The sequence below is a fragment of the Lentzea sp. NPDC037011 genome, assembly GCF_055607425.1.
Map to the genome: position 1 here is coordinate 553462 of NZ_JBVJRT010000004.1, position 11890 is coordinate 565351.

Genomic DNA, 11890 nt, shown 5'->3' on the forward strand with positions numbered 1-11890 from the left:
GAGCCGGTCCATGCCGCGCACAGCACTCCGGCTCGTCCTGCTCGTGTCCGCGCTCGTCGCGGCGGCCGTCGTCGTCCCCGCCGCCTCGGCGGCAGGTCCGGTGCCGCATTACCTGATGACGGCGTTCACCAACAGCAGCGAGTCGAACATGTACGTCTACGACTCGGCCAACGCCACCGGTTTCACGCAGGTCAGGGCGAACGCCTACACACCGCCGTCGGGCCTGATCCGCGATCCCAGCGTCATCCGGCACACCGACGGCTACTACTACCTGGTCTACACGACGAACTGGACCGGTGACACGATCGGTTTCGCCCGCAGCGCGGACTACGTGACGTGGACCTTCCTGCGCAACGTCCGGGTAGGCCTCAACGGCGTCACCGGCAGCACGTGGGCGCCGGAGTGGTTCAAGGACTCCGACGGCAGCGTCCACGTCGTCTTCTCCGCGTCCACGACGGGAACGGCCGGGCAGTTCCGCCCGTACCGGATCACCGCGGCGAACGCGGACCTGTCGGCGTGGACGAGCCCGGTCGCGCTGGGCATCCCGGCCAACTACATCGACAGCTTCCTGGTCAAGGTCGGCGGCACCTACCACAACTTCCTCAAGAACGAGACGACCAAGTACGTCGAGCACGCCACGGCCACGTCGCTGACCGGGCCGTGGACGTTCGTCGGCACCGGGAACTGGGCGGGCTGGGGTTCCGGGCTGGAGGGACCCGCTCTGGTGCGGCTGCCCGACGGCCGCTGGCGGATCTACTTCGACCAGTACGGCCAGCGGCGCTACTTCTACGCCGACAGCGGCAACCTCACGACGTTCGGCGCCAAGACCGAGCTGGCGGGGCTGTCCGGTACCGCACGGCACTTCACGGTCCTGCGTGAGGACTCCGGCGACGGCACGGCCATCGCCACAGGCGCCCGCTCGTTCCGCTCGGTGAACTTCCCCGACCGGTACGTCCGCCACCGCGACAACCTCGCGTACGTGGACCCGGTGAGCTCGTCCAGCCCGCTCTCCACGCGTCAGGACGCGACGTTCACGGTCGTGGCGGGCCTGGCCAACGCGAACTGCCACTCGCTGCGCTCGGTGAACTTCCCCGACCGCTACCTGCGGCACTACGACTTCACAGCACGGCTGGACGCCAACACCGGTGACGCCACGTTCGCCCGCGACGCCACGTTCTGCGCCCGCACCGGACTCGCCGGCACCGGCACGTCACTGGAGTCCTACTCCCACCCCGGCCGCTACCTGCGCCACCACAACTACGAACTGCGCGTGGACTGGCGCACCTCCGACTCGGCGTTCGCCGGTGACGCGTCGTTCACCGCCGCCGCCCCACTGGCCTGAAAGGACAGTCGATGAGGACGGTCTTCCTCCGCCTGGCGGTGCTGGTGCTCGCGGTCGTCACCTGCGTGGCCGGGATGCCGGTACCGCAGGCCGGTGCGGCGTCCGCGGTGCGCTACACCAACCCGATCGCCGAGAAGCGGGCCGACCCGCACGTCTTCAAGCACACCGACGGCTTCTACTACTTCACCGCGACCGTCCCGGAGTACGACCGGATCGTCCTGCGCCGCGCGACGACGATCCAGGGCCTGGCCACGGCGGCGGAGACGGTGATCTGGCGCAAGCACTCCAGCGGTGAGATGGGCGCCCACATCTGGGCACCGGAGATCCACTTCATCAACGGCAGGTGGTACGTCTACTTCGCCGCCGGGCGCACCGACGACGTCTGGCGCATCCGCATGTACGTGCTGGAGAGCTCGGCTGCCAACCCGCTGACCGGGCCGTGGACCGAACGCGGCCGGATCACGACGCCGTGGGACACCTTCTCGCTGGACGCCTCGACGTTCGTGCACAACGGCGTGCGGTACCTGACCTGGGCGCAGCAGGAACCGGGCATCGCCACCAACTCGAACCTCTACCTGGCCCGCATGGGCGCGAACCCGTGGACCATCACCGGGACGGTGACGCGGCTGACCGTGCCGGCGCTGGCGTGGGAGACCCGCGGGTACAAGGTCGCAGAGGGGCCGTCGGTCCTGCAGCGCAACGGGCGGCTCTTCCTGACCTACTCGGCCAGCGCCACCGACGCGAACTACTGCCTCGGGCTGCTGACCGCCTCCGCGTCGGCCGACCCGCTCAACGCGGCGTCGTGGACGAAGAGCGCCGACCCGGTGTTCACCAGCAACGCGGCGACCGGCCAGTACGGTCCCGGCCACAACTCGTTCACCGTCTCCGAGGACGGTGCCAGCGACGTCCTCGTCTACCACGACCGCAACTACCGCGACATCAGCGGCGACCCGCTCAACGACCCGAACCGCCGCACCCGCGTGCAGAAGGTCCACTACCGCTCCGACGGCACCCCGGACTTCGGCATTCCGGTGCCCGACGGCCCGACGCCGGTGCGGCTGCGGTCCTACGCCGCCGCCGACCGCTTCGTGCGGCACTGGGAGTACCGCGCCCGGCTGGAGGCGAACGTGTCGCCGCTGGCCGACTCGCAGTTCCGGGTCGTCACCGGGCTGACCGGGTCCGGCACCGTGTCGCTCGAGTCGACCAACTTCCCCGGCTACTACCTGCGCCACCGCAACAACGAGCTGTGGGTGGACCGCAGCGACGGCAGCACCCTGTTCCGCAACGACGCGAGCTTCACCCAGCGCGCGGGACTCGCCGCGAGCTCGGCGGTGTCGTTCGAGTCGGTCAACTTCCCCGGCCTCTACGTGCGCGTCAACGGCGGTCTGCTCTTCCTGCAGGCGGTCACCGACGCGCAGGGCCGTTCCGATGCGACGTTCGTGCTGGAGTGATCCGCGATGACGAGGAAGATCGCACTGGTCGCGGCGGTGGTGCTGGCCACCGCCGTCGGGACGGCACCACCCGCCTCTGCCTATCCCCTGCCGGGCCGCGTCACGGGTGACACCGGCGTGCACGACCCGAGCGCGGTCCGGCGCGCCGACGGCAGCTACCTGGTGGCGCACACCGGGAGGGACATCGCGCTCAGGACCTCCACCGACCGGGTCGCGTTCCGCTCCGCCGGGTCGGCGTTCCCGAACGGGGCGTCCTGGACCACTCCGTACACGAACGGCGACCGCAACCTCTGGGCACCGGACCTGTCGTTCCGCAACGGCCAGTACTGGCTGTACTACTCCGCTTCGACGTTCGGCTCGAACCGGTCGGCGATCTTCCTCGCCACCAGCCCCAGCGGGAACGCCGGCACCTGGACCCACCGCGGTCTCGTCGTCGAGTCGCGGACCTCCGACGACTTCAACGCCATCGACCCCGACCTCGTCGTGGACGACCAGGGCCGCTGGTGGCTGAGCTTCGGCTCGTTCTGGTCCGGGATCAAGATGGTCGCGCTGAACCCGTCCACGGGTCTGCGGGCCGACTCCACGATCCGGTCCCTCGCCGGGCGCAACGGCGGCCCGATCGAGGCGCCGAACATCGTCAAACGGGGCTCCTACTACTACCTGTTCGTCTCGTTCGACTACTGCTGCCGGGGCGCGTCAAGCACCTACCGCGTCATGGTCGGCCGATCGACGAGCGTCACCGGTCCCTACGTCGACCGCAACGGCACCGCCCTGACCTCGGGCGGCGGCACGGAGGTCCTGGCGGGGCAGGGCAGCGTGCACGGGCCCGGCCACCAGGACGTCCTCAGCGACGTCGACGGCGACCTGCTCGTCTACCACTACTACACCGACTCCGGCGCGTCCCGGCTCGGCGTCAACCTGCTGGCCCTCGACTCCGCGGGCTGGCCGTACCTGCGGTGAGGGGTGCCCGCGCAGCGCGGGTCACCGGTACGGCGACCGGCCCGCTGCCGGGTCGTGGACGTCGAGGCGGCCGCACATGCCGAACCGCTGCGGTTCCTCCCCCCGCACCACGTGGACGTCCGCGCCGGCGAGGTGCCCGATGTCCCCGGCGCGCAGGCGCTCCAGGTGCTCGCCGGTCAGCTGAGTGGCCGCGAGCGCCCCGGCCCGCCACCGCTGTTCCCAGTCGTCCAGCGACTCCCGCTTCAACGCGAGCGCGGCCGCGTAGAACGCCTCGATCGCCGCGGTGTCGCCCGCCTCCAGGCGTTCCCGCAGCTCCAGGAACCCCTCGACGGCCAGGTCGCGGCGCCGGCGGGCGGCGGGCTCGGAGGCGGCGTAGGCGTGCCCGGGTTGCGCGAGGGACGCGGCGGTCGCGTAGCGCTCGGGGTCCGCCAGCACCTCGGGCGGGAACGTGAACACCGCGTCACCGGCCTCGGGCAGGCCGCTGTTCTGCATCACGACGACGATGTGCAGGTCGTCGTCGTTGACCAGCCGGTGGACCGTGCCGGGCGTGAACCACGCGACCGTGCCGGTGCGCAGCGGGGTCTCGGCGAACCCGCGCCGGGTGAGGGTCTGCACCCGGCCCTGCCCGCCGACCACGTAGTAGCACTCCGCGCAGGTGAGGTGCACGTGCGGCGACCCGCCGCACACCCCGTCCGCGGTCGGCCAGTCGTACACCCGCAGACCGGACAGGCCGATCCCGCCGGGGAACGGGGTCACCACGCGTGCTCCTCCACATAGGACTCCAGGCGCCCGCGGTCCCAGCCGCCGGTCGCGACGACCAGCCGGTGGCGCAGGTGCAGCGACTCACCGGGTGGCACCTCGACGGTGTCGAAGAAGGCGAACGACGGGTTGACCGCCGCGAACGGTGTGCTGCGCACGAACCAGTGGGTGTTCTTGTTGTCCGGGTGGTCGATGAACAGCAGTGTCGAGGACCGGTCCACCTCGTCGTGCTGTCCGACGAACGCCAGCCACGCGGCCTTCTCGCCCATCAGCTCCTGCCCGCTCCCGCCGCCGGCCGCGAGGACCTCGCCGCCGGTGAACGAACGCGGACCGCGCCAGAAGAACCCGGTGTAGCCCGCGAGCTCGCGGCCGTTGGTGGTCGGGCTGCCGAACGACAACGACTCCGAGCGCGCGTTCGTCAGCGTGGTGGCGAACTCCAACGTCCACGCCTCGTCCTCGACGTCGCGCACGGTGAGCCGACGTTCCTCGTCGACCCAGTGCTGCCCGGCCTCGGTGACCCAGGAGAGCCGTTCGCCGATGGTCAGCTCGCCCTCGGCCTCGGCGGTGCTGAACTCCTCGTGCCGCATGCTGCCCACGTTCGGCAGCACCACGTACCCCTCGTCGCGCACGTAGGTGACGCCGCCCCAGAAGTTCTGCCCGGACACGTCGGTCGCGGTCATCTGCACGCCTTTGTGCCAGCGGTGGTCGTGCGGCCGGAACGCCGTCACGACGTCACCGGCCAGCGTGCGCACGGGGTGCAGGTAGGGCTTGGGCCCCTCGAACGCCGGGGTCGTCGGCCGGTGCACGTACCGGAACAGCTCGGCCGGGCCTGCCGACACGACGAGCACCTCGTCGTCCTGGCGCGTGATCACCGGTTGGTCGCCCACGGGGCACCGCTTCCTTCCATGCTGGTGTAGAACGGGTCGCCCGGCCCGATCCGGCCGGCCTGCACGACGGCGCCGGTGAACGCCGAGGCGTACAGCGCCGCGATGAACTCCATGGTGTCCCTGGTGTCGGCGAGGGTGACCGGGGGCGGTTCGCCGCCGTCCAGGGCGTCGAGGACCGCCGCCAGCTGGCCCCGGTGACCGCTGACCTCGTCCGACCGCTGCTCCTGCTGCCAGCGGGTGAGGACGTCGTCGTGGCCGGGCGCCGGGGTGACCGTCCAGTGCGCGTCGCTGTAGCCGTAGAGGTGCTCGACCTCGACCGTGGCGCGTTCGAAGTCGAACCGCAGCTGCGAGGTCTCCCTGGGTGAGAGCAGCGAGTTCACCACTGAGGCGACCGTCCCGTCGGCGAAGGTCACCAGCGCCATCGAGACGTCCTCGGTCTGCACGTCCCTGGCCTGCCTGGCAGCGACGGCCCGCACCTCCCGCCACGGTCCCAGCACCGACAGCAGCAGGTCGAACTGGTGGATGCCGTGCCCCATCGTCGGACCGCCGCCCTCGCTGTCCCACGAACCGCGCCACGGCACGGCGAAGTAGGCGTCGTCGCGGTACCAGAGGGTGTCGCACTTCGCGACCAGCGACCGGCCCAGCACCCCCTCGGCGGCCAGGCGCCGCAGCCGCACCGCCGCCGGGCCGAACCGGTGCTGGAAGACCGTCGCGACCCGGCCGGTCGAGCTCCGCTCGGCGACGACGAGCGCGTCGACCTCGGCCAGCGACAACGCCGGTGGCTTCTCGACGAGCACCGTCGCGTTCGCGGCCAGGCACTCCAGCGCCAGCGGCACGTGGTGGCGGGGCGGGGTGCAGATGTGCACCACGTCCGGCTCCTCCTCCGCCAGCAGCGCGGTGAGCCCGGGGTGCACCCGCGGCACACCCCACCGCTCGGCGAACGCGGCGGCGCGGCCGGCGTCCACGTCGGCGACCGAGACGAGCTCGACCCGGTCACCGCAGGCCCGCACCGCCTCCGCGTGGGCGGCCGCAATTGCACCCGTTCCGACGATGGCGGCGCGCCTCACCGGGCCGCGTCCACTTCCGCCTGGACCTCCCTGATGAACGACGTGGCCGCCGCATCGGGGGTGGTCCGGCCGAACAGCACGTCCTCGGTGTGCCGCTTGAGGATCGCGTCGACCGTGCTGGCGCCGTTCGGCGTGATCCTGGGCGGGTCGCTGACCGGCACGGTGTCCAGGTACTCCTTGGCCGCCTTGTCGGTCTCCTTCAGCTGGCCGGCGATCGCGTCGCGGATCTTCTGGTTGGCGGGCACACCGCGTTCGGTCAGCATGATCTTCGCCGCCTCCTCGTCGTTGGCGAGGAAGCTCACGAACGCCGCCGCCTCCGCGGGGTGCTTCGACCGCGACGACACCGACCAGAACATCGACGGCTTGTAGTACGCGCCGGGTGCCTTGCCCTGCGTCTCCCCCGGCAGCCGCAGCAACTTCAGCCTGGCGCCGCTGGCAGCGGTCAGCGCGGTCAGCTGGGTGTTCCACCACAGGCCGAACGCGGCGGTGCGGGTCGCGGTGGCGGACTGGTTGAGTCCCGCGGAGGCCTTCTCGATCGTCACCGACGGCGGTGCCGCGACGCCGGACTTCGCGAGGTCGGCGATGTACTGCCAGTACTCGCGGGCGATCTCCTGCGGCAGCACGACCTTGCCCTCGGCGTCGAACATGGCCTTGCCCTGCTGGCGCGCCCGGATGCTCAGCCCGGCGGTGTCGTTGATGCCCGGCGACTGCACGCCGAACACCTGCCCGCCACCGGCCTCGGACACCTGCTCGCCGATCCGCTTCAGGTCGTCCCACGACCACTTCGTGTCGTCGGGCACCGGGATGCCGTACTGCGCGAGCAGGTCGAGGTTCACCATGACCGAGTACATGCCGAGGCCGACGGGCAGCCCGTACTGCTTGCCGCCGATCGCGCCGGTGGCGAGCGCCTTCTGGTCGAAGTCCGCGGTGTCGAGGTGCTTCTTCGCCTCGGTGAGGTCGAGCAACGCGCCGCGCTCGGCGTAGGACGCGATGTACAGCTCGTCCATCTGCATGACGTCGGGCGCGTCGTTGGCCGCCATCGTGGTGGCGAGGCTGTCCCAGTAGCCGTTCCACTCCTTGAACTCGCCCTTGATGGTGATGTTCCGGTGCTGCTCCTGGAACAGCTCGATGATCCGCTGGGTCCTCTTGTGCCGGTCGTCGCCGCCCCACCAGGTGAAGCGCAGCGTCACCGGCTCCGCGGTCAGGTCGCCACCGGCGTCGGAACCGGCCCCGCACGCGACGAGCAGCGACGCGGTCAGGGACAGCAGGGTGGCCCACGCGACCCTGCGGCGAGCACCTCTTGGCATGAGCTGTCCTTTCGGCTACTTGCCCCCGGTCGTGGCGATCCCCTTGACGAGGTACCGCTGGCCGACGAGGAAGGCGAGGAAGATCGGGACGAGCGACACGACGCTCATGGCGAACTGCGCGCCCCACGACGTCGCGACCGTGGAGTCCACGAACGACCGCAGGGCGACCGGGACCGTGTACATGTCCGGGTCGGTGAGGTAGATCAGCTGGCCGAAGAAGTCGTTCCAGGTCCAGATGAACGTGAAGATCGCGGTGGTCGCGAGCGCGGGCGTCATGAGCGGCAGGATGATCCGCAGGAAGATTCGCGGGTGGCCGCAGCCGTCGATGCGCGCGGCCTCGTCCAGCTCGCGCGGCAGGCCGCGGATGAACTGCACCATGAGGAACACGAAGAACGCGTCGGTGGCGAGGACCTTCGGCACGATCAGGGGCAGGAACGTGTTGACCCAGCCGATGTTCGAGAACAGCACGTACTGCGGCACGATGATGACGTGGATCGGCAGCATGATCGTGCCGAGCATGATGCCGAACCACCAGCGCTTCCCGCTGAAGTGCAGCCGGGCGAACGCGTAGGCCGCCATCGAGCACGACACCAGGTTGCCGAGGATGCAGCCCAGCACCAGGACCGACGAGTTGACCAGGTAGGTCCCGAACGACGGTGTGAGGGCGGTCCACCCCTCGGTGTAGTTCTCCGTCCGCAGGCCGTCGAGGACCAGCCCGGGGCTGCGGAAGATCTCGTCGTCGGGCCGCAGCGAGCTCACGACCATCCACAGCACCGGGTACAGCATCACGAAGCCGGCCAGTACCAGGCCGGTGTGCTTGGCGAGGGAGGACAACCGGCTAGTCGTCATAGAAGACCCAGTACCTCGCCGCCCAGAAGTTGATCGCGGTGAACGCCGCGATGATCAGCAGCAGGAACCACGCCAGCGCCGACGCGTAGCCCATGTCGAACCGGCTGAAACCCTGCTGGTACAGGTAGAGCGTGTAGAACATCGTCGAGTCCGACGGGCCGCCGGTGCCGCCGGAGACGACGAACGCCTGCGTGAACGACTGGAACGCGTGGATGATCTGCAGCACCAGGTTGAAGAACAGGATCGGCGACAGCAGCGGCAGCGTGATGTGCCAGAACCGCGACCAGCGGCCGGCACCGTCGATCGCGGCCGCCTCGTGGTAGACGGCCGGGATCTGCCGCAGCCCGGCGAGGAAGATGACCATCGGTGACCCGAACGTCCACACGTTCAGCACGATGAGCGTCGACAGGGCGGTGTCGGGGTCGGAGATCCAGCCCCCGCCCTCGACGCCGAAGAGGCCGAGCACGCGGTTCACCAGGCCGTCGGTGCCGAACACCTGCGTCCACAGCACGGCGATCGCCACGCTGGAGCCCAGCAGCGAGGGCAGGTAGAACGCCGAGCGGTACAGGGCGAGCCCGCGCAGCCCGCGGTCCAGCAGCAGTGCGACGGCGAGCGCGCAGGCCAGCTGGAGCGGCACGGACACGAGCACGTAGGTGAACGTCACCCGCAGGGCGTTGTGCAGCCGTTCGTCGGTGAGGATCCGCGCGAAGTTGTCCAGCCCGGTGAACCTGGGCGGCTGGATCAGGTTGTACTTCGTGAAGCCGAGCCCGAACGACGCGAGGACCGGGCCGAGGGTGATGAACAGCAGTCCGGCGAACCAGGGTGCCAGGAACCAGAAGGCCGCCCTGTTGTCGCGCTTGCGCACCTGCGTGCCGTCGCGGCGCAGCCGGCGCAACTCGTCGAGAGCACTCATGGAGCCCCTGATCCGTTTGGAAAACGCTTTCCGGAGTTTGCATCGACGTCACCCGACCGTCAAGCAGCGGCGTCGAACGCCGTCGAAAGCTTCGTTGAACACCGATTCGACCTGCGTTCGACCCGGTGTTCGACGGCGCGGTGCACAGTGGACCGACTGCGGCGCACCACCACCGGACGTCGAATCGACGATTCGCGGAAAGCGCTTTCCGCGCACCGTGACCACGGGCTACGCTCGGTTCACCCGCCGTTCCCGCCCGCCGTCTCAGGCAGCCCCTGCCCGTCTGGAGACCACTGTGAGGACTCGTTTCCTGGCCCTGGCAGCACTCGTCGTGCTGCCGTTGTGCGCGGCGGCCACGCCGGCCGTCGCGGAGGAACCCGGCTGCTCCCCGGCGAGCACGGCGCCGGCCGGTGCGGCCGCGGTGAAGGTGTGGCTGGCGGGTGACTCGACGATGGCCGACCCGAAGGCGAGCTGCCCGGTCGGCTGGGGCAGCCAGTTCGGTGCGCTGTTCACCTCCGACGTGACCGTGGTGAACAGCGCGGTGGCCGGTCGCAGCGTCCAGACCTGGCTCTACGAGTCGAACGTGCAGAACGCCAAGGACGCGGCGGGCGAGTGCGTGGTGAGCCCGCGGACCTTCCACCAGCGCTGGCAGGCCATGCTCGACCCGGCCACCGGGATGAAGGCGGGTGACTACCTCGTCGTCCAGTTCGGCATCAACGACGGCAGCCCCGACTGCCCCCGGCACGTGGGCAGCGCCCGCTACCGGGAGCTCCTCGCGCTGATGGCCAAGGCGGCGAAGGACCGCGGTGCCACGCCGATCTTCCTCACCCCGGTCTCCGCGATCCGGTGCAGTGGCAGCACCGCCGTCGCCACCCGCGGGTTCCTGACCGAGACCTTCGACGCGGGACGGACGAGCGGCGTCACCGTCGTCGACCTGCACCGGTTGAGCTACGCGCTTTACAACTCACTGCGGCTCTGCCCCAACGACGGTGACTACACCAGGGGCCCGGTCGGCGCGTTCTTCTGCAACGACCACACGCACTTCGAGGCCGCCGGCGCGAGGCAGATCGCCGGTGTCGTGGCCAAGGCGCTGCGCGACCAGCGCATCCCGCTGGCGAACTACCTGAGGTAACGGGTTCGCCGAGCCCGTAGTTTCCGCACACCGCCGCCGCCCCTCGTGGAAAGGACTTCTTCGCATGCCCTCGACCAGGACGTGGATGAGCGCGGCAGCGGCGGCAGCGGTCGTGATCGGCGGCCTCGTGCCGGTGGCCCACGCCGAGGTGCGGGCGCTGGCCTGCGGTGACCGGGCGTTCAACGCCGAGGCCGTGCTCAGCGGCAGCACCTGGACCTCCCGCACCGGCGGCCGGACCGTCTACACGGGCACCGACATGCGCTCCGCCGTCCAAGCCGCCGTCGACAGCCTCACCGCGGGCCGGACCGCGAAGCAGTGGGTCCTGGTGCGCGGCAGCGGTGCGATGAGCGCGGGCTCGCGGATCTCGCTGCCCAGCTACACCGGCATCGACGTGTGCGGCACGATCAACGTGACCGGCACCGGCTCCGGCGACCAGGCGCCGATCTACTCGCGCGGCACCCGTGACGTGGAGGTGCGCTACCTGAGCCTCACCGGCCGTCCGCTGTACGGGATCTTCATGCGCAACGTCGACAACCTCGTGCTGGGCCAGCTCGACATGCGCCTGTCCGGCGGCCTGGGCGTGCGCATCGACAACCGCGGCAACACGAGCGTGCGCAGCCGCAACATCAGGATCGACAACGTGTTCGTGTCCGGTGCGAGCAGCCACGCCGTCGAGACCTACGGGGTGGACGGCCTCACGGTCGGCACCGTGACGGCGCGCAACGTCGGCGAGTCCGGGCTGTTGCTCAACGACACGATCAACGCGACGGTCGGCACGGTGGACGCGGAGAACGCGGGCGCGGGCACCGGGTACGCGGCGTTCCGCACGGCCAACCGCAACGGCCGCATCGGCACCGCCTACCCCACGAACGTCCGGGTCGGCACCGTCCGCGCCCGCGGTGGCGGCCGTGGCGTGTTCTGCGTGTCGGAGAGCGGTGGCCTGACGATCGACCGGATCGACCTGGCGAACACCGGCAACAACGCGGTGCTGATCGAGAACTGCACCAACGTGGTCCTGGCGGCGCAGAGCGGCACGGTGACCGGCGGCGGGGAGATCCGGCTGGCCGCGCGCTCGGAGTTCCCCGGCAACCGCGACATCACCGTCCAGAACCTGACGGTGACCAACTCGGCCGTCCGCGAGAGCCCCTGCGGCACGAACACGACGTTCCGCAACCTCACCCTGAACAACAGCCCGTCAAACGTCTGCTCCTGACGGCATCTGC

At 70.3% G+C, this 11890-nt stretch carries 11 protein-coding genes; 5 read left to right on the top strand and 6 right to left on the bottom strand.

The genetic code is table 11. The annotated features are described in order from the left end of the window. The first annotated feature begins 10 nt into the window (after nucleotides 1-10). The 3 genes from ACZ7CH_RS14385 to ACZ7CH_RS14395 are packed head-to-tail and all read left to right on the top strand — an operon-like array spanning nucleotide 11 to nucleotide 3753. A complete protein-coding gene (locus ACZ7CH_RS14385; RefSeq protein ID WP_470374082.1) occupies nucleotides 11-1342 on the top strand; it encodes a glycoside hydrolase family 43 protein in 1332 nt (443 codons plus the stop codon). Nucleotides 1343-1353: 11 nt separating this feature from the next. After that, on the top strand, nucleotides 1354-2793 hold the full coding sequence (locus ACZ7CH_RS14390) for a family 43 glycosylhydrolase (RefSeq protein WP_458432472.1): 1440 nt from the start codon (nucleotides 1354-1356) through the stop codon (nucleotides 2791-2793). Nucleotides 2794-2799: 6 nt separating this feature from the next. Continuing rightward, on the top strand, nucleotides 2800-3753 hold the full coding sequence (locus tag ACZ7CH_RS14395; protein ID WP_458432473.1) for an arabinan endo-1,5-alpha-L-arabinosidase: 954 nt from the start codon (nucleotides 2800-2802) through the stop codon (nucleotides 3751-3753). Nucleotides 3754-3774: 21 nt separating this feature from the next. Here ACZ7CH_RS14395 and ACZ7CH_RS14400 read toward each other — a convergent pair whose 3' ends face one another. The 6 genes from ACZ7CH_RS14400 to ACZ7CH_RS14425 are packed head-to-tail and all read right to left on the bottom strand — an operon-like array spanning nucleotide 3775 to nucleotide 9535. Then, a complete protein-coding gene (locus ACZ7CH_RS14400) occupies nucleotides 3775-4512 on the bottom strand; it encodes a cupin domain-containing protein (protein WP_458432474.1) in 738 nt (245 codons plus the stop codon). Further along, nucleotides 4506-5399, bottom strand: a complete 894-nt coding sequence (locus ACZ7CH_RS14405; protein ID WP_470374083.1) for a DUF6807 domain-containing protein — start codon at nucleotides 5397-5399, stop codon at nucleotides 4506-4508. The genes ACZ7CH_RS14400 and ACZ7CH_RS14405 overlap by 7 nt, the downstream gene beginning before the upstream one ends. Further along, nucleotides 5381-6466: a Gfo/Idh/MocA family protein gene (locus ACZ7CH_RS14410; RefSeq protein ID WP_470374084.1), complete on the bottom strand. Its 1086-nt coding sequence runs from the start codon at nucleotides 6464-6466 to the stop codon at nucleotides 5381-5383. Before ACZ7CH_RS14410 ends, ACZ7CH_RS14405 begins: the two co-directional genes overlap by 19 nt. Beyond that, nucleotides 6463-7773: an ABC transporter substrate-binding protein gene (locus tag ACZ7CH_RS14415; RefSeq protein WP_470374085.1), complete on the bottom strand. Its 1311-nt coding sequence runs from the start codon at nucleotides 7771-7773 to the stop codon at nucleotides 6463-6465. The genes ACZ7CH_RS14410 and ACZ7CH_RS14415 overlap by 4 nt, the downstream gene beginning before the upstream one ends. Nucleotides 7774-7788: 15 nt before the next feature. Continuing rightward, entirely contained in the window at nucleotides 7789-8622 is an 834-nt protein-coding gene (locus ACZ7CH_RS14420) for a carbohydrate ABC transporter permease (RefSeq protein WP_360383982.1), read from the bottom strand. Next, entirely contained in the window at nucleotides 8612-9535 is a 924-nt protein-coding gene (locus ACZ7CH_RS14425) for a carbohydrate ABC transporter permease (RefSeq protein WP_470369090.1), read from the bottom strand. Before ACZ7CH_RS14425 ends, ACZ7CH_RS14420 begins: the two co-directional genes overlap by 11 nt. A gap of 295 nt (nucleotides 9536-9830) precedes the next feature. On the opposite strand from ACZ7CH_RS14425, the gene ACZ7CH_RS14430 reads away from it, so the two are divergent. Together ACZ7CH_RS14430 and ACZ7CH_RS14435 are read left to right on the top strand one after the other, a co-directional pair. Next, nucleotides 9831-10667 (top strand): SGNH/GDSL hydrolase family protein, encoded by an 837-nt coding sequence (locus ACZ7CH_RS14430; protein ID WP_360383988.1) that lies wholly within the window; start codon nucleotides 9831-9833, stop codon nucleotides 10665-10667. Between the two features lie 64 nt (nucleotides 10668-10731). Next, entirely contained in the window at nucleotides 10732-11880 is a 1149-nt protein-coding gene (locus tag ACZ7CH_RS14435) for a hypothetical protein (RefSeq protein WP_360383991.1), read from the top strand. Nucleotides 11881-11890: the final 10 nt, after the last annotated feature.